The sequence below is a fragment of the Sorangium sp. So ce394 genome (genome assembly GCF_051474665.1).
GTDB classification, from domain to species: Bacteria; Myxococcota_A; Polyangia; order Polyangiales; family Polyangiaceae; genus Sorangium; species Sorangium cellulosum_D.
The window spans coordinates 11,274,132-11,297,787 of the sequence record NZ_CP150339.1 but is presented as its reverse complement, the minus strand read 5'-3'; the positions used below and the strand labels follow the sequence as shown (position 1 = coordinate 11,297,787).

Below are 23,656 nucleotides of genomic sequence, written 5' to 3'. Positions count from 1 at the left end.
CCCGGGCCTGCGCCCGCGGATCGGCCCGGGGCGCGCGAGAGGTGCTCGGGCGCGCGCCCCGGTCCGGCGAGGGCCGGCCGCGGCGCCACCGTCCGGGCCCGCGGAGCCCGGCCGCGCCGGCCGCGTCCGCCACGGAGCCCGGCCGGCGCGGCCGCGATCACGCGCTCTTGCCGTCGAATTTCATCGTCTTGAGCGACTCGATGTCGACGTCGTCCAGACACCGGACATTGATGGCGCACATCTCTTTGCCGTCAGGCCCGATTCCCCGAGCGAACGACTCGATGCCGCAGACCGAGCAAAACGTGTGGTGAATGACCTTCTTGTTGAACTGGTAATCGGTGAGGACGTCTCCTCCTTGCTTGAGCGTGAACTGGTCCGCCGGCGCGAAGGCCAGCATCACGCCCAGCTTCGAACAGCGCGAGCAGTTGCACACGCCCACGGGAGCGCTCAGGTCCACCTTGACCTCGTAGCGAACCTTCCCGCAGTGACAGCCACCAGCATAGGTCTTGAGCTCCGTCATGGGCGCATGGTGCCACAGCGAGCTGTCCGCGTGCCGCAAAAACGCGAGGCGCCGCGGCGGCTCGCGCACGGGAAGGGGACGAGCCCGCGCCGCAGCGGCCGCTCGCCGTCACCGGGTTCTGCGGCGAAGCATTGGCTTCTGTCGGAAACTTTTCTCAGGGTTCAGGCTGCCAGCGTTCAGGCTGGTGCAGCGTGCTGGGCTCCCGGAGAGGGATCGACTCAGGCCGTGTGCGTCGCCTACTGCTCCTCATAGTTCCAGGTGAGCCCGCCATCGACGAAGTACGTCGAGCCGGTCACGTAATCGGCGTCCGCCGAGGCGAGGAACACGGCGAGCCCGGCGACGTCCTCCGGCTTCCCCAGGCGGCCGAGAGGGATCTGCCCGAGCAGCGCGCCCAGCTTGTCGCGATCCTTGAGCAGATCGGCGTTGATCTCCGTCTCGATCGCGCCCGGCGCGATGGCGTTCACGGTGATCCCGGTGCCGCGCAGCTCGACCGCGAGCGTGCGCGTCAGCATGCGGACGCCGCCCTTGCTGGCGCAGTAGGCCGCGAAATTGGGGAACGGCAGATCCTCGTGCACCGAGCTGATGTTGATGATCTTGCCGGGGCGCCCCGCCTCGCGCAGGTGGCGGACCATCGCCTGGCTCCCGAAGAACACCGCCTTGAGGTTGGTGTTCACGACCTGATCGTAGTCCTCCTCGGTCACCTCCCAGAACGGCGCCCGCTTCTCCATGCCCGCGTTGTTGACCAGCACGTCCAGCCGGCCGAAGCGCGCGACGACATCGCGGATCAGCTCCTGCACGCTCTGGACGGAGGCGACGTCGACGGAGAACAGATGACCTCGCCGTCCGGCGGCCTCGACCTCGGCCAGGGCTTCCTCGGCGCCCTCCTTGCTCTTGTGGTACGTGAGCGCCACGTCGGCGCCCTCGCGGGCGAAGCGAACGGCGATGCTGCGGCCGATGCCCCGGCTGCTGCCTGTGACGAGCGCGATCTTGCCTTGCAATCTCATGGCGGCCTCCTGTCTCGACGGGGGACCGTGCCCCCGCGCCCCGCCGCTGTTGCCAGCGGAGCGTCACTCTGCACTTCCCGCGATCCGCGCGCGCCCTTCTGCTCGCTGCTCCGCTTGGTCCTCTCGGGCGTGGCCTCTCGCCGACCCGGGCTTCTCTAGCATGTTTGCGTCGCAGGCCAGCGAAGGCCGGCCGCCCGGCGCACGCCGCCTCGGGCCGCAAGCACGCAAACGGACGAGGCCGGCGAGCGCCCGCGCTGGCCGCGCGCTCGAGCCATCGACTCCGCGCGCTCCGTGCCATTCGCCACGCGCGCTGTCGCAAATTGCCACGCAGCCGGGCCCCATCGCGCGCAGGACGCGCCGCTCTCGGCTCAAATCGATGGCAAACCGCTTGCAAGGCGCGGGGGAGAGGGAGCCGCCCGGCACGGTCGGCTCGCCCCGACCGGAGGCGCTCCATGACCGATCGCGCATACGACAAAGACACGGCCTGGACCCACGCAGTGCTCCCGCCCATCGCCCCTCTCGCCGCCGAGCACAGAACGACGGTGTGCGTGGTGGGCGCGGGGATCGCCGGGCTCACGACCGCGTACATGCTGGCCAAGGAGGGCCGCGGCGTCATCGTCCTGGATGACGGCGTGATCGGCGGGGGCGAGAGCGGCTTCACGACAGCCCACATCGTCAACGCGCTCGACCGCCGCTGGACCGAGCTCGCGAAGCTCCACGCGCCGGAGCGCCTCCGGCTGGCCGCCGAGAGCCACACCACCGCGATCGACACGATCGAGCGGATCGTGCAGGACGAGGGCATCGACTGCGACTTCCGCCGGGTGCCAGGGTACCTGTTCGCGGCGCCGGGGCAGCCGTCGAGCACCATCGAGGACGAGATCAAGGCGGCTCACCAGGCCGGCCTCGAGCGCGTGCACGGGGTCGACCGGGCGCCCCTCGAGAGCTTCAACACCGGCATCGCCGCGAAGTTCCCCGATCAAGCCCAGTTCCACATCCTCCGCTACCTCGCGGGCCTCGCCCGCGCCGTCGAGCGCCACGGGGGCAGGATCTACACGAGGGCGCACGTGGTCGACGTGGACGAGCAAGCCGAGCCCGACCACGTGGTCGTCAAGACGGACCGTGGCGTGAACATCGTCGCCAACGAGGTCGTGCTCGCCACGAACTCCCCGTTCCTGCCGTGGATCTCGGTGCACATGAAGCAGGCCGGCTACAGGACGTACGTCATCGCCCTGCGCGTGCCGCGGGGCTCCATCCCCCCTGGCCTCTACTGGGACACCGAGGATCCGTTTCACTACGTCAGGCTCAGCAACCTCGACGGCGCGGACGGCCCGGACGAGCTCCTCATCGTCGGCGGCGAGGACCACAAGACCGGTCAGGCCGACGACGCGGATCAGCGCCACGCCCGGCTCGAGGCGTGGGCGAGGGAGCGCTTCCCCCAGGCGGGCCAGGTCGTCCATCGCTGGTCCGGGGAGGTCATGGAGACCGCCGACGGGCTCGCGTTCATCGGCCGCCTCAAGAAGGAGTCCCGCATTCTGCTCGTGACCGGCGACTGCGGTAACGGCATGACCCACGGGACCATCGCAGGCCTCCTGTTGAACGATCTCGTCCACGGCCGCGAGAACGCGTGGGCCGAGCTCTACGACCCGGGCCGCCTCAACCTCACCCTGCAATCCGCGTCGGAGTACCTCAAGGAGAACCTGAACACGGCGGCGCAGTACGCCGACTGGCTGACGGGGGGAGACCTCGACGACGTGGAGAAGCTGCCCCCCGGGATGGGCGCCATCATGAGGAGGGGGCTCACGAAGCTCGCCGTCTACCGCGATCCGCAAGGCCATGTCCACGAGCGGTCGGCCGTGTGCACCCACCTCGGGTGCATCGTCGCCTGGAACCCGGCCGAGCGGACGTGGGACTGCCCCTGCCACGGGTCGCGCTTCGAGTGCACCGGCCGCGTCATCCACGGTCCGGCGACGAGCGACCTCAGGCCCGTCGAGACCGCCACGCCGGGCGAGGCCGAGGCGCCCGCCGACAAGCGGCTCGCCCGGACCGGATGAGCGCGCCGCCGCCCCCGGGACACCGCGCGCGCCCCGGCGCGGCCTGCCGCGGAGGCGCCCGCCCAGCAGCGGCTCGGCGGCGCGAGCGCGGGCGGGCGGGCTGTCCAGACGCCCCCGCGCTCGTCGCGGTAGGTGAGGAACTGTGACACGACGGCGTGTCCAGGTATACGGAGAGCCATGCAGGAGAGCCAGAAGCCCGGGCCCGCCGCCCCGCCCCGCGAGGCGCCGTTCCTCGCGGGCGACGGCGAGATGGCGCAGCTCATGCGCGATCTCGACTGGTCGCGCACCCCGGTCGGCGCCATCGACCGGTGGCCGCAGAGCCTGCGCACCGCGGTCAGCATCTGCCTCGCGTCGCGGCACCCCATCGAGATCTGGTGGGGGCCCGAGTACGCTCGCTTTTACAACGATGCATACCGCCCCATCCTCGGCGCGACGAAGCACCCGCAGTTCCTGGGTCGCCCGGGGCGCGAGTGCTGGAGCGAGATATGGGACGTCATCGGCCCGATGCTCGACGGGGTGCGCGCCACCGGGCAGGCGACATGGTCCGAGGACTTCCAGCTGATCCTCTCGCGCAACGGCTACCAGGAAGAGACGTACTTCACGTTCTCGTATGCTCCTGTCCTCGTCGAGGACGGCACGGTCGGAGGCATCTTCTGCGCGTGCGCCGAGACGACGGGGCGCGTGCTCAGCGAGCGCCGCCTCCGTGCGCTGCGCGCCCTCGGCGCCCAGTCCGCCGCGGCGGCGATGGTCTCGTCGGAGGAGACCATCGCCCGCTCGTTGAGCACGCTCGTCGAGAGCTCCGCCGACGTGCCGTTCGCGCTCGCGTACATGATCGAGCCGGGCGGGGCGGCGGCCCGCCTCGCGGCCGCCGAGGGGCTCGCCCCCGGCGGCCCGGCGAGCCCCGAGCGCATCCCGCTCGCCGACGGGGGCGGGATCTGGCCGCTCGCGGACGTCGCGCGGAGCCGCGCGTGCCTGCGCGTCGACACCCCCGCCGGGCGGTTCGGCGCGCTGCCCGGCGGCGCCTGGCCCGAGCCGTGCCGCGAGGCGGTCGTGCTGCCGCTCTCGCGATCCGGGCACGCCGCGCTCCAGGGCTTCCTCGTGGTCGGCGTCAGCCCGCGCCGCGCGCTCGACGCCGCCTACAGCGACTTCTTCGAGCTCGCGGCCGGCAACATCGCCACGACGATCTCCGGCGCCCGGGCCTACCAGGAAGAGCGGCTCCGCGCGGAGGAGCGGGCCGAGCTCCTCGCGCGCGAGCAGGCGGCGCTCGCCGAGGCCGAGCGGCACAGGTCGCGCCTCGAGACGCTGTTCATGCAGGCCCCGGCCGGCATCTGCGTCCTGCGCGGGCCCGAGCACGTCTACGAGCTCGCGAACCCGCGGTACCTGGAGCTCGTCGGCGATCGCGACATCCTCGGCAAGCGCCTCCGCGACGCGCTGCCCGAGACCGCGCCGGCGGTCGTCCCGGTGCTCGACCGCGTGTACCAGACGGGCGAGCCCTTCTTCGGCAACGACTTCGCCGTGTTGCTCGCGCGCGGCGGCGAGCCCGAGGAGCGCTTCTTCAACTTCATCTACCAGCCCATCTACGACGCCATGGCCAGGGTCGAGGGCATCGCCGTGCTCGCCTTCGAGGTGACCGACCAGGTGCGGGCGCGGCGGCGCGCCGAGCAGCTCGCCCACGCGCTCGCGATCACGAACCAGGATCTCGACCAGTTCGCCTACGTCGCGTCCCACGACCTCAAGGCGCCCCTCCGGGGCATCGCGAGCCTGTCGGAGTGGATCGAGGAGGGGCTCGCCGACAAGATGAACGACGAGGCGCGCCAGCAGATGCGCATGCTCCGCGGCCGCGTGCACCGCCTCGAGGCGCTCATCGAGGGCATCCTCAGCTACTCGCGCGCGGGGCGCATCCGCGACAGGCTCTCGCCCGTGGACGTGGGCGCGGTCGTCGCCGAGTGCGTCGAGCTCCTCGCGCCGTCGGCCGAGGCGCGCATCGCCGTCGGCGACGGCATGCCGACGATCCTCGCCGAGCGCGTGCCGGTGCAGCAGGTGTTCATGCACCTCATCGGCAACGCCCTGAAGCACGCGCGCCGCGCGGACGCCGTCGTCGAGATCGCCTGCGCCGACGCGGGAGAGTTCTACGATTTCACGGTGAAGGACAACGGCCCCGGGATCCCGCCGCAGTTCCAGGAGCGCATCTGGGGCATCTTCCAGACGCTGGAGGCGCGCGACAAGGTCGAGGGCACCGGGATCGGCCTGTCGGTGGTGAAGAAGATCGTCGAGACGCGCGGCGGCCGCGTGGCGCTCGAGTCGGAGCCGTATGCCGGCGCGACGTTCCACGTCTTCTGGCCGAAGCGCCCGAAGGCGGCGTCGTGACCGGCGCGGCGGCGGCCGCGCTCAGCCGCCCGCTGGCGCAGACTCAGTGTTTGCCGAGGCGCTTGACCTCTTGTCCCGCGAGCAGCGCGTGCGCCTCCGCCAGCACCTCGGGGATGCGCTGCCGCTGCGCTGCGCCGGCGAGGGCCTGCGCGAGGTCGAGCTCCCGAACGCGCTCGGCGCGGTTGCCGGGGAACCAGTGGTCGCCGTTCCCGAGCAGGTTGTACCGCGCCTTGCCGTAGGCGGTCATGTCGAACGCCCTGACGTAGTTGTACAGCCGCAGGATCTCGCGAACGTTCACGTGCCCCGGGACGGCCTCCCACTCGGGCAGCCCGACGTGCCATGTGTCGACCCACGCGCGGCCGAGCACCCGCGCGAGCTCCTCGTCGAGCCGGCGCAGGATCGGCGCGAGCGTGTCCTCCGCTGCGCCCTCGCGTTCCAGGAACGGCAGGACCTTCACGTGCTCGTCGAAGTCGGACGGGCGCGCCGCGCCGACGCTGATCGTGTGGACCTCGGGGCGGGCGAGGCAGAAGAGATCGTTGAACACGATCGGCGAGAGGGGCTCGCAGAGCCGCACGAGCTTGTCGCTCGGCTCGTGCAGCTTGCCCCCCTTGTCGGTGGGGCTGATGATGAAGACCCCCATGTCGCGCTCGGCCGCGGCCTGGATGGCCGGCCAGGCGGTCTGGTTCACGTAGTACCAGTGCAGGTTCATGTAATCGAGGCGGCCGTCCTGCACCATCGCCATGATCACGCGCAGCGGCGCGTGCGTCGAGAAGCCCACCGCGCGCACGCGCCCCTGCCGCTTCAGCTCGAGCGCGGCGTCGAGGCAGCCCCCTTTGCGCAGCGACCACGCGACGCGCGTCTCGTCGTTCACGCCGTGGAGCGCGAACAGGTCGACGTGATCGAGGCGGAGGAGCTTCATCGAGCGCTCGAACGTCTCGAGGAACCTCTTCGGCTCTGCCTCGGGGACGACCTTCGTCTGGACGATGATCCGGTCGCGCGGCAGCTTCGGCAGGATGTGCCCGAGCTGCTCCTCGCTCGTCCCATAGCCTCGGGCGGTCTCGATGTGGTTGATGCCGAGCTCGAGGGCCCGCGCGATGCACGCCTCGACGTTGCGCTGGCTCTCCGGCGAGGTGCGGTCCTTGTCGTTCCAAGAGTGCTGGTACCGCATCCCTCCACACGAGAGGACGGGCATCTGGATCTCGGTGCGACCGAATCGGCGATAGAGCATGCGTGTCACCTCAGACTCGGGAGGGGAAATCTACCGCACCGTGACAGCCCTCGGCAGGCGCCGCAACGCGAGGAGCGCGAGCGGCGGCGGCGAAAGGAGCGGAGGCGCCGCCACGGCGACCCGCGTCAGAGGCCGCCGCCGCCGCCGTCCGCGCCTCCCTCGGGCTCGACGCGCCCCGCGAACCGGTCGATTTGTGTTGACATAACCATTGTGAGCGCTCACATCGATGTGAGGGTTCTCCCTTTGCTTCGGCCTGGTCCCCCAATGCGAGCGAAACCACAGCCTCGGAGCTGGGCACCGCGCACTTCGTGCGATCAGGGGTTCAGCCGCCGCCCCCGACACCACCGACGAGCATCCGAAGCGCTGAGGCCTCGAGCGCTCCAAGCCCTTTGGGCGAGCGCCCGTGCCTCGCTCGTGATCGGCCTCGGCGCAGGGCTGGTCGCCTGTAGCTCGGACAGCTCCCCCGCCGCCGCGGGTGGCGCGACGATGTTCGACGGCAGCAGCGCAGCCGGTTGCGCGCCCGCTCCCTTCGCGCAGAACCCGCGCAGCATCGCCGAGGTCGTGCGACTGGTGAATACGCTGGAGAAGCCGCTCGAGCTACCGTGCTTCCTGGCGCACCTCGCTGGTCCGCTGCAGATGACCGCCTCCCTCAGCCCTACCAGCGCCCAGCCGTCGTTCGATCGTCGCAGCCCGCGGATCTTCGTGTTCCTGGATCCTCTCGTGTTCACCGTCGTGCCGGAGGGGCCGGGGCGGGGCCTGCTCGAGTTCGGCGAGCGCCGAGGCGACGCGCGATCGTTGAAGGGGGAAATCGAGTTCCCGGTGGCGAGCGAGCTCACGCCGGAAGCGCCGTTCGAGCATATCATCTTCAACGAGCAGTACTCGACCTGCGCTTTTTGCCACGCCGACGAGACGCGCGCGCCCGACGTCCCCTTCGCCCGAGCCTTCGAGTCGGTGGCGCTCCGCCCGCCCGACAGGGCGGTGGTCAGCGTCGACGAGCTGCGGTCGGAGGTGCAGTCGTGTGACGCCGCGAGCGACCCCTACCGCTGCGCCATGCTCCACGCCCTGTTCGACCGGGATGGCGTCATTCAGCGCGACTTCCCCGAGAGCTACGGTACGCTTTGACGTCGGCGAAGGCCCTCCGCCGGCGCCGCAACGCGAGCAGGGCGAGCGGCGAGAGCAGCGGGAGGAGCCGCCACGGCGACCCGCCCCGGGGGTCGACGGCGCAGCCGCCGCCGCTGTCGCCCTTCTCGTCGGGCGCCCCGCCGCCCGTGGCCCCGGAGGCGCCCGTGGTCCCGGCGCCGCCGCTGCCGGCGCTCGTGCTCCCGGGGGTGCCGCCGCCGGTCCCGCTGCTGCACGTGCCGTTCGGGCAGCCCTCGCCGGGCGCGCAGAGGCCGGGATCCTCGTCGGTCTCGCCGTCGCAGTCGTCGTCGAGCGCGTTGCACGTCTCGGGGCTCGGCTCGCCGGGCGTGCACGAGCCGGGGGTGCACGCGATCGCCTCGCGGGCGCACATCCCGACGCCGCACACCTCGCGCACGCCCTCGTCCACCCGGCCGTCGCAGTCGTCGTCTACCAGATTGCACGTCTCGGCCGCGTCCGGGTGGACGTCAGGGGACCTGTCGTTGCAATCGTTCGAGCTCGGCGCGTAGCCGTCGGGGGGGCACTTCGCCTCGACCGTCGCGCCGAAGAGCGACCCGTACCCGTCGCCGTCGGAGTCCTCGTACTGCGTGGTCACCGCGAGATCTTCGTCGATCTGACCGTCGCAGTCGTCGTCGCGCCCATTGCAGGCCTCGTCCTGATCGGGGTGGATGTCGACGCTGTAATCGTCGCAGTCCCCGGCGCGCGGAGCGTAGTCGGCGGGCTGGGCGCAATCGACCCTGGGCACGCCGGAGTCGCCGTATCCGTCTCCGTCGCGATCGAGGTAATACGTCGTCCCCTCGCACCCGTAGGCAAACGCGGCGCTGGCGGCCGACGCGCCGTCTCCGCGAGAGCCGTTGTCGCCGTTGGCCGCGACGGCCCACACCTCGACCACGACCCCGCCCGGGGCCCCCGGCGCGATCCACTGCGCGTCGAAGCGGACGACCCCGCCGCTCGCCCGCTTGGGCGCGGAGTGGACGAGCTGGCGGTCGTCGATGAGGTGAGTGCCCTGTCCGTCGATGGGCGCGAGGCGGCCTGTCCCGGTGCGGAGATAGATGCCACCGGCGTTGATGTTGGCGGCCTGGATCGTGACCTGCAGAGTCACCGCCTCGCCGGCCGCCGGGCTCTCGGGGCTATGGTCGATGGTGATCGTGGGCGCGGCGCCGCCGGTGTGGCAGCCGTTGCACCCCTCCACCGCCGTCCCGCCGCGGCGCGCATGGGCCTCCGACGCGACCAGCGTGGTCAAGAGGGCCAAGCTCACCGAGAGGGCCGGTGAAGAAAGCGATGTACTTCGCATGCGTCTCGCGCGCAGCTCGGGCTCGCGAGCTCCGCGCGCACCGCTGCGACGCTCAGGGATAGCCGCACGCGATGGATGCGACAAGGAGGTATGCGCAGAGCGAAACATTGTGCTGCAACCACCCGGCGCGGCGGCGGCTCTCTGTTGTCTGTCGCGCGCTCGCGCGCCGTTTGTCTGTCGCGCGTTCGCGCGGCGTTCGCGCGGCGTTCGCGCGGCCGGGACGGCGGGTGTCGAAGAGCGGCTTGCCGCTCGGCGCGGTGCGTTGGCGCGTCAGGCGAGCCGCGCGTGTTGCGGCCGTGTGACGTCGCAAACCACGCCGTGGTACTTGAGCAGGCCCTCATCGAGGGTCACGACGGTGGCGTCGGTGCGGTGGGCGGCCCACAGATACACGAGGTCGGTCGCGTTGGCGAAGGGCCTGCGGCCGCGCATGCGCTTCGTCAGCAGGGCGAGGAACTCGGCGATGGCGCCCTCGTCCTCGGGCGCGACCAGCTCGACGGCGAGGCCTCCCAGCGCGCTCGCGGCCGCGGGCGCGCCCCGGCGCGACGTCGCGAGCCGTTGCTCGGCCACGTACACCTCCAGCCACAGCTCGGGCGGCGCGAGCACGCGCGCCGCGCCCGCGGCCACGGCCGCGCGGGCGCGCTCGAGAAACGCGAGCGCGTCCGCGTGCCCTGGCTCGGCGGGCTTCATCGAGGCGATGGCGACAGAGCTATCGAGCACGAACCGCATGAGACCTCACCGGGAGGCGGCGAGGGCCATGATGGCACACGCTGGCACGGCGGGGCGTCCCGGCGGCCGAAAACCCGCTGCATTTTGTACGGTACATGCCTTGCCTATCGCCGGACATGCGAACATTGCTGCGCCGTATTCTCGTCGCGTCCCAGTGGGGCGCGAGCCTCGCTCTGGCATCCGCCTGCGGCCCGCACGTCGAGTCTGGCGGGGGCTCGGCCTCGCCTGAAAGCACGTCGTCGCAGTCCGGCGGGGGCTCGACCTCGCCTGAAGTCACATCGTCGCAGTCCGGCGGGGGGTCGACCTCGTCTCAAAGCGCATCGTCGTCGTCCGGGGGCGGCGGCGAGCCCGGCCCTTCGCCGCTCGAGCCGTATCCGGATCCGACCTGCTTCGGTCCGGAATACGACGACGGCTATCACGGCCGGTGCTGTTACGAGGTGCACTGCGCCGCGCCGGTCGACGGCGTCTGCCCCCCGGCCACGGCCACCGAGATTCCGCTGGACCTCGGGGGAATCGCGCCCGGCTCGGGATCCTGCATGTGCTACCGCGAGGACCTCACCGACGCGCTCGAGGGCCCGTACGCGAACCGCGACGCGTCGGCGCCCGAGAGCTGCTGTTATTTCGTCGGGGTCATCAGCTGCGAGGGGCGCCCCCTCCTCGTCCGGGGCGAGCCCCGCGTCGCGCCGCTCGCGCGCGCCCCGAGCGCCTGGTCGCAGACCGACGTGCGGCGCTTCGAGCGCGCGCTCGCCGACACCGACCTGGGCGAGCTCGCGCCCGCCGAGCGCCGCGAGCTCGCCCGGCGCTGGGCCGAGCGGGGCCAGAACGAGCACGCCTCGGTCGCCTCCTTCGGCCGCTTCGCGCTCGGGCTGATGGCGATCGGCGCGCCTCCCCAGCTGCTCGAGGCGGCGCACCGCGCCGCGGTCGACGAGGTGCGGCACGCGCGCCTCGCGCTGGCGATCGCCTCGGCCTACGCGGGCGAGCCGGTGGGCGTCGGCCCGTTGCCGCTGGGCGGCGCGCTCGACGACCTCGGCTCGCTCGAGGGCCTCACCCTCGCCGCCGTCGTGGAGGGCTGCATCGGTGAGACCCTCTCGGCCATCGAGGCGGAGGTCGCCGCCCAGGCCGCGCAGCCGCCGGCGCTGCGCATGGCGCTCCTCTCGATCGCGCGCGACGAGGCGCGCCACGCCGAGCTCGCCTGGGCGTTCGTCCGCTGGGCCATCGCCGAGGGCGGCGCGGGCCTGCGGGCGCGCGTCGCCGCGGCCTTCGCGCGCGCGCTCGACCAGGTGGCCGCCGAGGCGCCCGGCAGCGCCGGCGGCGAGCTCCCGCCCTCCCACGGCTTCCTGCCCGCCGACGAGCTCCACCGGCTCCGGCAACAGGCCCTCACCGACGTGCTCCGCCCCGCCGCCGCGGCGCTCGTCGGCGCGCGCTCTCCGTCGGCAGAGCGCGAGTTCAGCGGCGCCAGCCGGAACGTCATCCTGAGCGCCGCCGCGACGTACCTGTCGACGTGAGCTTGGTGCTCTATAGCGGTTCTCGGCTGGGACTGAGACACCGTCCTCCGTCTCTCGTCCCCGTCTCTCGTTCTCCTCTCCCGTCTTCCGTCTTCCGTCTTTCGTCTTCCGTCTTTCGTGCGCCTCTTCGTGCGCGTGCGCGCTGATTCCGGGGAATCGTGCACGCGCACGAAGGACGCGCACGAAGGACGCGCACGAAGGACGCGCACGAAGGACGCGCACGGAAGACGAGCGACGAGAGACGAGAGACGAGCGACGTCTGCGTCAGATCCGAGCGAAATCCGCTCTACCGGCGGGCGGTGGCCAGGCCGCTCGCCATCTCGCGGTCGCTCGCCGGCACGGGCGACTCGCGCGCGGTGGGGGCGTCGCGCCGCTCCCGCCAGAGCAGGAACATGCCGAACGCGTAGATCGCGAGCAGCACATACAGGTTCACCGAGAGCGCGAGCTCCGGCAGCCGCCCCTTGAAGCGGTCATAGACGTACGGAAAGTCGATGGTGGCGAGCGACAGCAGGACCACGAGCGCGCCCATCTCGAGCCGGCGCTCCTGCGCCGCCGCGCGGTCGAGCGCGTAGAGCGCGGCCGGGAAGAGGTAGAGCACGTGGTGCACGTAGGTGAACGGGCTCGCCACGACCATCGTGACGAGCAGCGGCAGGAGCAGCCGCAGCGAGCGCGGCGGCGAGGGGGAGCGGCCTGCCAGCGCGAGCGCGGCGCCGAGGAGGAGCAGGACGGTGATCGCCGACGCGAGCTTGACGGCGGCCGCGCCCCCGTCGAAGAGCCGCGCGTAGAAGCCGGCGAGCGAGAAATTCGGCACCGTCCCCGGGTCGAAGAGGCCCGGGATCTTGGCCCCGTGCGACATGCGCGGCAGCCGCCGCAGGAACTCGAGCCACGCCGGCCCGGCGCCGAACGGCAGGCTGACCAGGACGAGGGCGGCGAACCCGGCGGCGAGGCCGGCGAGCGCGCGGAAGCGCCGCTCGATGACCCAGGGGATCGCGAGCAGGATCGGCGTGACCTTGATCCCCGCGGCGACGGAGAGGGCGAGCCCCGCGGGGATGTCCTTGCGCGCCATCGAGAGCGCGAGCGCGGCGCAGATGAACGCGAGGACCAGCGGGTTCACCTGCCCCATGGCCAGGCTGTTGCGCAGGTTGAGCGCCCACGCGAGAAAGGCGATGAGCGCGATGAGGACGGTGGGGACCGCGGTCCGGCGGGCCGCGCCGAGCGGGTCCGGCGACGCGCGGCGGACGGCGAACACGGTGAACGTCGCGGCGAGGCCGTAGCTGACCACGGCGATGCTCGACCAGGTCTGCTGGGCGATGCTCGGGCGCAGGCGCGCGAGCCACGAGAAGGTGTGCGCGAAGAACGGCGGATACAGATAGGGGAACGTCGGAGCGTGCGGGAGCCGCAGCTCCGTCGCGATCGCCTCGAGGACCTCGACGTCGTAGACGTCGAGGCCCCGGCGGGCCGCGACGGCGGCCGCATAGAACGATTTGAAATCGACCGCGACTGGCTGCTTGAGGACGATATCGAGGACGCAGAGCCAGGCGGCGCCCGTGGCAAACGCGAAGATGGCGAGGTAACTCGGGAGCTCGCCCGAGAGGCGCTTTTTGACGGCGGCTGCGAACGGCATCACGGCGCGCACGTTCTGGCGTGTTCGTCCACGTTGTCAAGTGTCCTGGCCGGAGCTCCGGCGCCGCCGATTCCGCGGATCACGCCGGCGCGCTCGCGCTCGTTCTGGCGGCCTGCTTCTCTCGCTCGAGCTCGTAGAAGAGCGTCCCGTCGTACATCCGGCGCAGCTGCTCGCGCGTCAGCTTCCCCCCTTTGCCGGCGAGCGCATAGAGCACCCCCCACTCGCCCGCCGACGCGAGGAACCCGAACACGTCGAGCAGGTCGCGATCTCCCAGCGTGCGCGCCACGAGCTCGCGCGCGTTCAGGGCGCCGTCGCGGTCCTTGTCCCAGCGCGCGAACAGCTCGTCGAACTTCTGCGGATCGAACCTGCCGTCCTTGTCGTAGACGCCCGTGTCGCTCGCGTGCTTCGCTCGGTGGATGTTCTCGAGCGTGATCGAGAGCGTGGGGACGAACGATCGGGACGTCGGGAGCCCGAGCGCCCCGTTGATGACGAGCGCGAACCACGCGGAGAGCACCCGCCCGATGCCGATCGCGCGGAGCCCTTCATAGGTCTCGCGGAGCGTGATGATGCCGTCGTGGTTCCTGTCGAAGAAGGCCGAGTGCATCTCGAGCGCCGTCCTGTCGCCGAGCGCCGCCGGCTGCGCGCCGCGCGCGTCCCCGGTCGCCGACGCCGACACGAACGCCGCCGGCCCGCGCCCCTCGCCCTGGGCCGCGCCGCGCGGCGGCGGTCCGCCGTCCGCCGCGCTCCCGGGCACCCGTGATGGCTTGGTCGGCTCGAAGGTCCTCGGTCCGCCGTTCAGCTTGTCCATGGTGCTCCTCTCCCGCGTCCGCGGCCGCGACCTTTCCGCGCGTGCCTGGCCGGGCGCGGAAGCACGATGCGGGCCGACGCCGCGCGCAACGGGGCGGGGCTCGCAACCCGCTGGTCTCGCGTCGCGGCCGGCACCGCGACGTGAGGCCAATTGCCTCGTGAGTGGGCCAGCGGTCACAAAAATGGCCCAGGCTGGCGCACTCGGCCGCAAAGGCGTCGCGCGGGGCGGTGGTCGCGTTCGTCCGGAGAGGGCTTCGTGCGCGTTCGTCCGGAGAGGGATCCGTGAAGGCGGCTTCCCACGTCCGCCGCCGCCCGGTCGTGAGCGAATGTCTCAGCGCGGGCGGCGCGCGCCGGGCCGGCCGCTCGCCGCGACGAGCACGGCCGACCCGGCGCGCTCGTCGGGTGCGCGCGCCTTGTCCTCCCTCTCGCGCGGGCGGGCGTGCTGCCGGGCCGGCGCGCCTGCGTCGGCCTGGATCACGGAGCGCGGTCCGGCGCTGGGCACAATCTTGCTTGGCGCGTCGCGACGAGGTGGAACGATATGGCAACACTCTCGACGTCTGCATGGGTACTGCATGAGCTCGGTCTCGCCGCGGGGTTCGGCGGCCCTCTCTTCGGCCGGCTGGCGCTGCACCAGGCGGTCAAGGATATCCATTCCGAGGCCGAGCGCGGCAAGGTGCTCGCCGACGCATGGCAACGATACAACCTCGTCAACGCGATCTCGCTGGGCACCGCCGCGGCCACCTGGTTCATCGGGCGGACGATGATCTCGGGGCGATCGATCGACGAGGAGACCCGCAGTCTGGTGCGCCTCAAGGACTTCCTGCTCGGCGCGACGCTCGCGACGAGCCTCGTCAACATGGTGAGCGGACGTGAGATGAGCGAGCAGGCGCCCGGCCGCGCCGTGCCGATCCGGGACGGCGACACGCCGTCGCCGCGCACGCCCGCGAAGGCGGCGGGGCTGCAGCAGCTGCTCAACGTCATGGGGCCGCTCAACATCGCCCTCACGGCGGGGGTCATCGGCGTGACCACGGTCCTCGCGATGAAGTCCGGCCGCTCGACGAAGTGGAGCTTCATCTCCCGGCTCCTGCCCTGAGCCGCCCCCTCTCCGGCGAGGGCGCCCTGGCGCCCCGCGCAGCTCCGGCGGCGGGGCTCCTCTCTCCGGGGCCCGCGCCGGCGCGCGCGGCGCCGCGCTCGTGGTACGATGGCCCGATGAAGGTGATGACACGCATGGCGCTCGCCGCGCTCGCCCTCGCCCTCGCCGCCTGCAGCAGCGGCCACGGCGAGGAGGGCTGTCCTGAGCTCTGCGAGCGAGCGGTGGAGTGCCCGGGCGCTCCCATGACCGAGGACAGCTGCCTGGACGCCTGCGGCGCGGAGACGGAGCAGGCCGAGGAGGCTGGCTGCGAGGACGCGTGGGAGTCCTACCTCGAGTGCCGAAACCACGCCGAGGACAACTGCGATCCGGTGAAGTACGAGGAGGAGTGCAGCATCCAGCTGGAGTCGCTGAACAGCTGCCTCCAGCGCAGCTAGCTCCGCCCGCCAGCAGACGCTATCAAGGCCGGCGGGCCCCCCCTCGGTGCAGGCCGAAGAGCCGCTGCCCGTCGGCGCGGCGCGGGGCCGTCCAGCCGCGCGTCAGCCCATCTGCTGTATGCATGCCTTAAGCCCGTCCTTCAATGTCGCCAGCGTCCGCACCTGGTCGAGGTTCACGCCCAGACCCACCACGGTTTGCGCCACCGCGGGCGCGATGCCGGTGATGATGAGCCGCGCTCCGAGCAGCGAGACCGCTCGGATGATCTTCACGAAGTGGTTCGCCGTCGCGGTATCGACGGCATCGATCCCGGTGAGATCGAGGAGGATGTAGCGCGATCCGCTCTGGACCACGGCCTCGAGGAGAGCCTCCGTGACCCGGGCCGCCCGCGTCGAATCCATCACACCGACGAGCGGCAGCGCGAGCACGCCATCCCATACCTTGATGATCGGCGCGGACAGCGCGGAGATGGCCGCCTTCTGGCGCTCGATCGTCATGAGCTTCTCCTCGAGCTCGCGCGCGATGGAGTAGCTCGTCGCCGCGAGCGACTCTTTCCACGGGGTCGCCTCGGGGCCCCAGGCGTCAGGCGATTGAATCTCGACACGACACTCAGGCGCCCCCATCCCTGCGCATGCGTGCTCGATCGCGATCAGCGGCGCGCCAAAAAAGGCAGAGGACCAGCCGCTCGCGTAGCCGGCGAGCGAGTGGCACACCGGGCCCGTTGACAGCCCGAACTCCCTGACGTGCACCTCCGCCTCGTACGAGTGACGCCAGAGCACCGTCATGTGAAACCGGCCGGCCTTCCTGTCAAAATCGATCTTCGTCGGCTCGACATGGACGATGCCTTCCCATGTGTGCATCACGGGCCCGGCCGCGAGCTGGTCGAGCTCCGTATCCCAGGAATACCGGGTCGACATCGACTCGTGATCTCCTGCGCCGCACCGATAGCCGAACTGCGTGAGCAGCGCGCGCGCCATCGTCTCGCCGAGCTGCGAGTAGAGCAGATTGCGGAGGTGTGCAAAGGCGTCCTGCCGGAAGATCAACATCCGGTCGCTGCCCAGGAGGATTTTGCCCATGGCAGGATGAAATTTCAGGACTTTGCTAAGATCGAACTCGTTGACCTTCAAGATCTCCTCCCCGCGCGGGCGGTGGTCCATGTAGCGTGGTCCGCTCAGCGCGTCATCCTCTGGCGGCTAAATCTGGCGGTTAACGGGCTCATGCATCGCATGCAGAGAACATGTTCGGTGGCCAGGGAGGTTGGCAGATACAGCCTTCGAAGCCAAGAGGGCAGAGCAGAGATCGCGATGGTGGAGCGAGCATCGTGGGGGCGGCGGCGCTGTGCGAGAGCGCCGCGCCCGGCGGAGCGCCGCCGCCCAGCCGCGGCTACTGGAAGCGGTGGACCGGGCGCCCGCTCGGGACCTCGTCCGGGATGAGCTTCCTGAGCTGCTTCGGCGTCGCGCGCGGGTCGAGCAGCGCCTCGCCGACGAAGGCAGAGAGCCAGCGGATCTCCTGCTCCGAGAGCTCGATCGGCTCCTCCAGCAGGGGGTCGACGGCGGCGAGCACCGGCGCGAGCGGGCCCATCTCGCCCCGCAGGTCCCGATCGAGGTGAGCGTTCGTGTACTCCGTGGCCGACGTGTAGACGTCGAGGTGGTGGCGGATGGCGCCCTCCAGCGACGTGAACGAGCCGTTGTGGAAGAACGTGGGCTGGAGGGCGACGTTGCGCAGCGGCGGGGTCCTGAACTTGTACCGGTCGGCCGGGTCGCCCGTGACCTGCTCCAGCCCGAAGTCCTCATCGCCGTTCGGGCCGTCGAAGACGACGTTCGAGAGCGCCGGGTCGTCGGTCGGCGCGATCTGCGGGACGCCGATGGCGTGCTGCTGGAAGTCGCTGAACATCTCGTTCGACGGCCCCGACACCGCGTGGCAGCGGACGCACCCCGCCTCGCCGAAGAAGAGCAGCGCGCCGCGCTTCTGCTCCAGCGTCATCGCGCTCCGCCGGCCGCGGGCGAACCGGTCGATGGGCGCGTCGGCGAACGTGAGCGACATCTCGAACTCGGCGATGGCGGCGGCGATCATCTCGTAGGTGATGGGCTTCCCGCGCTTCACCGCGTCGAACCGCTTGCCGAACCGGCGGCGGTACGCCTCGACGTCGTTCACGCGCGCGGCGACCTCCTCGCGCACGACGTCGTGCGACGCCGGCGCCTCGTACCCGGTCATCTCGGGGATCTCGGTCGGCGGGATGAACGCCTGCGCGGTGAGCAGGTGGGGCAGGGACGAGAGCGACATCCCCTCCGGCGAGGTGAACGAGAAGCCCTCGCTGTTGTCGAAGGGGTCGCCGGACACGGCGAAGAACCGCGAGTTCCACATCAGGGTGGGGTAAAAGGCCGTGTTGATGACGGTGGGCGCGCGACGCTGGTTGCGCGGCCCCGCGCGGCGCGGCCCGACGACGCCGTTGTTCTCGATCCCGATGGCGATCGACTGTGTGTCGGCGAAGCCCGCGGTGGGCGAGTGGCACCCTGAGCACGAGTTGTCGTCGTTCAGGCCGAGGATGCTGTCGAAGAACAGCTCACGCCCGAGCTTCGCCAGCTTCCGGTCGAGCCTCCGCCCGAGGCGCGACTCCAGCGTGGACTCGATCTCTCCGGTGAAGCCGTGTCGGGCGAGCGTCGCCTCGAGCTGCTCATCGACGTGAGAGCCCTTGGCGAGCGCCGGGCGCGCGAGGAGGAGCGTCACAACGAGACAGGTCGCCAGGGCGGCGAGCGCCGGCACGAGAGATCGCAGGGTCATGGTGCCTCCAGCTCCCCCGGCGGGGGAGGCGCGCGTCGGTGCGCGTCCGTGAGATCAACCAGTCCTGCCCAGATCCTGGCCGAGCGGCGGTGAATCGGATGCTGGGAAATCTAATGTTGCGAGTCGGCGACCGGCAAGGACAAACTTCCATGATTCAATAGACTTACTGCGTCTCCGGGAGTCCGGTTACCGCGTTATCTGCGGTTGTCGCGCCTACATTCGGCGGCGACGCTGCGGCGCGGCGTGGCCGCTCGCGGCGCGGCGTGGCCGCTCGCGGCGCGGCGTGGCCGCTCGCGGCGCGGCATGACCGCGCGGCCGCGTGGCGTCGTTGTAGGTGTGTGGCCGGCGCTCCGCGTCGGTGCGGCGCCCTCGCGCAGCGCGCCTCCGAGGTCGCCCGATACTCACGCTTTGTGGGGCGCGATGGGACGTCGTATGCTTGAGGTGATGGGCCGGACAGCAACTCTGGCGGATCCGACGGCGCTCGTGGGGGGCGCGCTCACCGGGGGATATCGGGTCGCCCGCGTCCTCTCCGCGCAGGGGTTCGGCGTCGTATTCGAGGCCCGGAGCCCCTCCGGCCGCCGCGTCGCGCTGAAGGTCCTGCGGCCCGACGTCGTCACCGAGGACACGCTGTCGCGGCTCAGCCGCGAGGCGAGCGTCACGTCGAAGCTCGACAACGCCCACGTCGTCCCGATCGTCGACGCCGGCCACGACCTCGAGCGAGATCTCGCCTACCTCGTGATGCCGTTGCTCGACGGCACCGACGTCGCCGCCCTCCTCACCGAGACGGGCCCGCTCGCGCCCGAGGTCGCCGTGCGGATCGCGCTCCAGGCCGCCGCGGGGCTCTCGGCGGTCCACGCCGCGGGCCTCGTTTACCGCGACGTCCGCCCACCGCGCCTCTTCCTGGAGCACCTCCCGACCGGCGAGATCCTGGTCCGCGTCTTCGGCTTCGGGCTCTCGAAGGGCTACGACACGGCCGCCTCCGATCCGGGCAAGGCGAGGAGCACCGGTCCCCAGCGCGACGAGTCGGGGCCGCGGGATCGCGCCGCGGACGTCCGGGGCGACGTGTTCGGCCTGGCGGCGACGCTCTACGAGATGCTCTGCGGCGTCTCGCCGTGGGCCGAGCTCGACGTCACGGCGGACACCGCCGACTTCGGCCCGGCGGACACCGCGGCGGACGCGCCGTCGCCCCTCGCGCAGCTGCCGTCGATCCAGGACCGCGCCCCGTGGATCGAGGCGCGCCTCGCGACCGCGCTCTCGCTCGCGCTGCACAGCGACGTGGACCGGCGCTACCCGTCGATCGAGGCGTTCGCCGAGGCGCTGCGCGCCGCCTCCGGCGGCGAGGAGCGGATCACGATCGACATGCTGAGGCCGCTCGATCCCGAGCTGCGCGAGGCGATCGCCGAGCGCGCCGGCGCCGAGACCGATCCGCTCGTCGGCCGCGAGCTCGGCGGCCGGTACGCGGTGCGCCGCCTGATCGGGCGCGGCGGCATGGGCGCCGTCTACGAGGCGGAGTCGCCGGAGGGGCGGCGGGTCGCGGCCAAGGTCATCTTCAAGAGCGCCGTCGGGCAGGACGACCACGCCGTGCGCCGCTTCATCCGCGAGGCGCGCGCGGTGACCGCGATCCAGAGCCCGCACGTGGTCAAGACGTTCGAGCTCGGGACGGATCTCACGCTCGCCACCCCGTTCATCATCATGGAGCTCTTGCACGGCGTCGATCTCGCCAAGCTCCTCCGGATGCGCGGGCCGCTCGAGCCGGCGCCGGTCGTGCGCGTCTTCATCCAGGCGGCGCGCGGGCTCGCGGCGGCGCACGCCGAGGGGATCGTGCACCGCGACATCAAGCCGGCGAACCTCTTCCTGCACGCGCCGTTCGAGGCCGCGATGAGCCGGGCGTCGAGCTCGATCGTGCCGCCGCCGTCCACCCAGCGCGGCGCCCTCGCGGCGGCGCCGCCGCCGTCGACCCGCCGCGGCTCGAGCTCGGTCAGGCCGCCGCCCTCCGGCCAGCGCCTCTCCGGCTCGATCCGCCCGCCCCCGTCGACGCGCCGCCCGTCCGGCTCGATCCGCCCGCCGTCCTCGAGCGACCGCCGGCTCGTGGTCAAGGTCTGCGATTTCGGCATCGCGAAGCGCACCGGCGACGGCGTCTCGCACGAGCTCACGCGCGCCGGCGGCGTGCTCGGGTCGCCGATCTACATGTCGCCCGAGCAGGCGAAGATGGCGAGGGACGTCGATCGCCGCTCCGACGTCTGGAGCCTCTCCGTCTCGCTCTACCAGGCGCTCTGCGGGAGCTGCCCCTGGGATCCGAACGCCTCGCTCGCCGAGCTGCTGCTGTCGATCTGCACCGAGCGCGCGCCGCCGCTCGCCGCGGCCGCGCCGTGGCTCGATCCGGCGCTCGCCGCCGTCGTGCACCGCGGCCTGAAGCGCGATCCCGGGGAGCGATGGCAGAGCATGGAGCAGCTGATCGCCGCGCTCGAGCCGCACGCGGAGGGGACCGAGGTCGTCACGCTGGATCAGCTGCGCGGCATCGACGCGGAGCGGCGCGCCGGCGCCACCCCGATGTCCACGCTGCGCAGCGAGTCGAGGCTCGCCCGCTCCGCCGAGGGGGAGGATCGCTCGATCGGCGGCAGCTCGTTCACGGCGTCGCAGGCTCCCGCGGGCGCCGCGCGGCGGCGCTTCGTCGGGGCGGCGGTCACGGCGGTGGCCCTCGCCGCGGTCGGCGGCGGCCTCGCCCTGCGCGCCTCGACCGGCGGCGAGGTGCGCGCGCCGCCCGCCGCGCAGCGCGAGCCCGCGCCGCCCGCCGCGCCGGCGCCGACGCCCGCGCCGGCGCCGACGCCCGCGTCCTTCACCGCGGTCGTGACGCTCCCGAAGGAGGCGACGGTGCGGGTCAACGGCGCGGAGCGCCCGGTGAGCGATGGCCGGCTCGACCTGACCGGCCAGGCCGGCGACACGTTCGAGGTCGAGGTGAGCCGCGGCGGCGCGACCACGAAAGAGACGGTGTTCATGCTGAGCGACGGCCGGCTCCTGCCCGATCGCATCGAGCTCCAGCCGCTCGCGACGGCCTCTGCCTCGGCCGCGGCGTCCGCGCCGGCCCCGCGCCGCGACCGGCCGCGCCGCGCGCCGCGTGGCTCCTCCGCGCCGGCCGATGGGCCCACGTCCTCCACGGGGGCGCCCGCGGCCCCGCCGGCCCCGACCGCGGTGATGCCGGTCGATCGGTGGTGATCCGGACGCCGCGCGCCCCTCGCGCCGCGCGGCGCTCCGTCGCGGTGTCCGCGCTCGCCGCGGCGCTCGCGGCGCTTGCGCCGCCGGCCCTCGCGCAGCCCGAGCCGGCGCCGCCTGCCGCGGCGCCCGCGCCCTCGCCGTCCGCAGCGTCGCCGACGCCCTCCGCGGCGCCCGCGCCCACCGCGTCGGCCGACGAGGCGCTCGCCCGGGCCAAGGCGCTCTTTCAGGAGGGCAACGAGCTGCGCAAGATCGGCGACTGCCAGCGCGCGCTCGAGCTCTACCTGCGATCGCGCCGGCTCGTCGCGTCGGTGCCCAACACCCTCAACGCCGCGTTCTGCCTCGATCAGCTCGGTCGTTACGACGAGGCGCTCGAGCTCTACGAGGCGCTGCTCACCGATTTTCGCGCCGAGCTCGGCGAGCCGGAGCGCAAGACCGTCGCGTCCACGATCGCCGCGCTGAGGGCGCGGATCGGCAGCGTCCTCGTCTCGTCGAACGTCGATGGCCTGGTGCTCATCGACGGCAGGCCGCGCGGCCGCATCCCCGTCTCCGGCCCGATCCGGCTGCTCCCCGGGGGCCACACGCTTCGCGTCGTCAAGGACGGCTGGCGCACGTTCGAGGCGATCGTGACCGTCCGGGTCGCCGAGACCGCCGCGGTGGACGCGAAGCTCGAGCCGCTCGCCAACACGGGGCGGCTGAAGATCGAGGACGAGCGGCTCGTCGGCGCGGATCTCTTCATCGACGGCACGCTCATCGGGCAGCTGCCGTGGGAGGGCGCGCTCGCGCCCGGCCCGCATTTCTATTCGGTGCGCAAGGGCAACCTCGGCTCCGCGCCGCGCGAGGCGAACGTCGTCGCGGGGCAGCTCGCGGTCGCCACGGTCGAGGCGGGCCCGCTCGGCGAGGAGGTCCGCGTCGTCGCCCAGCCGCTCAGCGCGGATCTGGCCATCAACGGCGTCCCGGTCGGCAAGGGGCAGTGGCGGGGGGCGCTGCCGCTCGGGCGCCACACCTTCGAGGCGCATGAGCCGGGCTATTTCGCGCGCACGCTCCGCACGACCGTCGATCGGACGACGACGGGCGATATCGTCCTACCGCTCGCCATCGACGAGGCCCACCCGCGCTGGGGGCGGAGGGTCGGTGTCTTCCGGCTGGAGGCGGCCTCCGGCTACGCCTTCGCCTCGTCGCTCGAGAGCGACGCCGAGCGGAGCTGCGGCAGCTTCCGCTGCTCCAACGTCTCGCGCCCCTCCGGCTTCCTCGCCGGCCTGCGGGGCAGCTACGAATTCCCGATCGGCGCCGCCATCGAGCTCACGGCCGGGTACCTGAGCCTCCACACGGCGCTCGAACGCTCCCTCGACACGACGTACCTCGCGCCGGGCGGGGGCACGGAGCGGCTCCCCATCCGGTACACGTTCCAGGACGACATCGACCTTGCCGGCGTGACCGTGATGGTCGGCGGCAGCTACCATTACGGGCTGTCGTCCTGGTTCGACGTCGGCGGCGCGCTCGGGCTCGGCGTGGTGCTGGCCGAGATGCGCGACGCGGTGACCGGCGCGGCGTCCGACGCGCGGCGGACGGTCGCCGTGGCCGTGCAGAACGCGGGCAACGGCGTCCGCGCCGCCGCCCCGTTCGCGATGCCGGAGCTCAGGCTGCGGCTGAAGCTCGGGCGAATCACCGCCAGCGCCGGCCTCGGCGTCGCCTTCTTCCTCGTCGACGGCCCGCCGCTCGAGACGGGCAGCACCTACGTCGTCGGCGCCGAGTGCGACGAGGCGGACCCGACGGTCGACTGCGCGCCGGGCAAGAAGGTCGTGTTCGAGGAGCTGGCCCACGGCACGTTCACGATGTTCCTTCCGAACGTCGCCGTGGGATACCGGTTCTGAGCG

Annotated in this window: 17 protein-coding genes; 8 read left to right on the top strand and 9 right to left on the bottom strand. The window is 72.2% G+C overall.

All coding sequences use genetic code 11. The features are described from left to right. Nucleotides 1–157: 157 nt before the first annotated feature. Both WMF33_RS41740 and WMF33_RS41735 read right to left on the bottom strand, forming a co-directional pair. Nucleotides 158–520 carry a GFA family protein gene (locus tag WMF33_RS41740; protein ID WP_061623104.1) on the bottom strand — a complete coding sequence of 121 codons (363 nt, stop codon included), beginning with the start codon at nt 518–520 and terminating at the stop codon, nt 158–160. A gap of 236 nt (nt 521–756) precedes the next feature. Continuing rightward, nucleotides 757–1,524: an SDR family NAD(P)-dependent oxidoreductase gene (locus WMF33_RS41735; RefSeq protein ID WP_437333808.1), complete on the bottom strand. Its 768-nt coding sequence runs from the start codon at nt 1,522–1,524 to the stop codon at nt 757–759. Nucleotides 1,525–1,976: 452 nt separating this feature from the next. Between WMF33_RS41735 and WMF33_RS41730 the strand changes: the two genes are divergently transcribed. After that, the gene (locus tag WMF33_RS41730; protein ID WP_437333807.1) at nt 1,977–3,575 is read left to right on the top strand and encodes an FAD-dependent oxidoreductase; all 1,599 of its coding nucleotides are present in this window, start codon (nt 1,977–1,979) and stop codon (nt 3,573–3,575) included. 177 nt (nt 3,576–3,752) lie between these two features. Next, nucleotides 3,753–5,942: a sensor histidine kinase gene (locus WMF33_RS41725; RefSeq protein WP_437333806.1), complete on the top strand. Its 2,190-nt coding sequence runs from the start codon at nt 3,753–3,755 to the stop codon at nt 5,940–5,942. Between the two features lie 43 nt (nt 5,943–5,985). Here WMF33_RS41725 and WMF33_RS41720 read toward each other — a convergent pair whose 3' ends face one another. Beyond that, on the bottom strand, nt 5,986–7,170 hold the full coding sequence (locus WMF33_RS41720; RefSeq protein WP_437333805.1) for an aldo/keto reductase: 1,185 nt from the start codon (nt 7,168–7,170) through the stop codon (nt 5,986–5,988). A 561-nt stretch (nt 7,171–7,731) separates the two neighbouring features. Between WMF33_RS41720 and WMF33_RS41715 the strand changes: the two genes are divergently transcribed. Continuing rightward, nucleotides 7,732–8,292 carry a hypothetical protein gene (locus WMF33_RS41715; RefSeq protein WP_437333804.1) on the top strand — a complete coding sequence of 187 codons (561 nt, stop codon included), beginning with the start codon at nt 7,732–7,734 and terminating at the stop codon, nt 8,290–8,292. Here WMF33_RS41715 and WMF33_RS41710 read toward each other — a convergent pair. Both WMF33_RS41710 and WMF33_RS41705 read right to left on the bottom strand, forming a co-directional pair. Continuing rightward, the gene (locus WMF33_RS41710) at nt 8,252–9,565 is read right to left on the bottom strand and encodes a putative metal-binding motif-containing protein (RefSeq protein ID WP_437333803.1); all 1,314 of its coding nucleotides are present in this window, start codon (nt 9,563–9,565) and stop codon (nt 8,252–8,254) included. The genes WMF33_RS41715 and WMF33_RS41710 overlap by 41 nt on opposite strands. Before the next feature lie 306 nt (nt 9,566–9,871). Continuing rightward, nucleotides 9,872–10,327, bottom strand: a complete 456-nt coding sequence (locus WMF33_RS41705; protein WP_061623091.1) for a PIN domain-containing protein — start codon at nt 10,325–10,327, stop codon at nt 9,872–9,874. Between the two features lie 116 nt (nt 10,328–10,443). On the opposite strand from WMF33_RS41705, the gene WMF33_RS41700 reads away from it, so the two are divergent. Further along, nucleotides 10,444–11,832, top strand: a complete 1,389-nt coding sequence (locus WMF33_RS41700) for a hypothetical protein (protein WP_437333802.1) — start codon at nt 10,444–10,446, stop codon at nt 11,830–11,832. A 286-nt stretch (nt 11,833–12,118) separates the two neighbouring features. Here WMF33_RS41700 and WMF33_RS41695 read toward each other — a convergent pair whose 3' ends face one another. Both WMF33_RS41695 and WMF33_RS41690 read right to left on the bottom strand, forming a co-directional pair. Then, on the bottom strand, nt 12,119–13,456 hold the full coding sequence (locus WMF33_RS41695) for a glycosyltransferase family 87 protein (RefSeq protein WP_437339567.1): 1,338 nt from the start codon (nt 13,454–13,456) through the stop codon (nt 12,119–12,121). A gap of 79 nt (nt 13,457–13,535) precedes the next feature. Continuing rightward, nucleotides 13,536–14,264 (bottom strand): caleosin family protein, encoded by a 729-nt coding sequence (locus WMF33_RS41690; RefSeq protein ID WP_437333801.1) that lies wholly within the window; start codon nt 14,262–14,264, stop codon nt 13,536–13,538. Nucleotides 14,265–14,702: 438 nt separating this feature from the next. On the opposite strand from WMF33_RS41690, the gene WMF33_RS41685 reads away from it, so the two are divergent. Continuing rightward, nucleotides 14,703–15,356: a hypothetical protein gene (locus WMF33_RS41685; protein WP_437333800.1), complete on the top strand. Its 654-nt coding sequence runs from the start codon at nt 14,703–14,705 to the stop codon at nt 15,354–15,356. A gap of 116 nt (nt 15,357–15,472) precedes the next feature. Continuing rightward, nucleotides 15,473–15,790: a hypothetical protein gene (locus WMF33_RS41680; RefSeq protein WP_437333799.1), complete on the top strand. Its 318-nt coding sequence runs from the start codon at nt 15,473–15,475 to the stop codon at nt 15,788–15,790. Nucleotides 15,791–15,892: 102 nt separating this feature from the next. Here WMF33_RS41680 and WMF33_RS41675 read toward each other — a convergent pair whose 3' ends face one another. Both WMF33_RS41675 and WMF33_RS41670 read right to left on the bottom strand, forming a co-directional pair. Further along, nucleotides 15,893–16,915, bottom strand: coding sequence for a XylR N-terminal domain-containing protein (locus WMF33_RS41675; protein ID WP_437333798.1), 1,023 nt, complete (start codon nt 16,913–16,915; stop codon nt 15,893–15,895). A 256-nt stretch (nt 16,916–17,171) separates the two neighbouring features. Next, the gene (locus tag WMF33_RS41670; protein WP_437333797.1) at nt 17,172–18,569 is read right to left on the bottom strand and encodes a cytochrome-c peroxidase; all 1,398 of its coding nucleotides are present in this window, start codon (nt 18,567–18,569) and stop codon (nt 17,172–17,174) included. 444 nt (nt 18,570–19,013) lie between these two features. On the opposite strand from WMF33_RS41670, the gene WMF33_RS41665 reads away from it, so the two are divergent. Both WMF33_RS41665 and WMF33_RS41660 read left to right on the top strand, forming a co-directional pair. Further along, the gene (locus WMF33_RS41665; RefSeq protein ID WP_437333796.1) at nt 19,014–21,782 is read left to right on the top strand and encodes a serine/threonine-protein kinase; all 2,769 of its coding nucleotides are present in this window, start codon (nt 19,014–19,016) and stop codon (nt 21,780–21,782) included. After that, entirely contained in the window at nt 21,776–23,653 is a 1,878-nt protein-coding gene (locus tag WMF33_RS41660; protein ID WP_437333795.1) for a PEGA domain-containing protein, read from the top strand. Before WMF33_RS41665 ends, WMF33_RS41660 begins: the two co-directional genes overlap by 7 nt. The last annotated feature ends 3 nt before the right edge of the window (nt 23,654–23,656 follow it).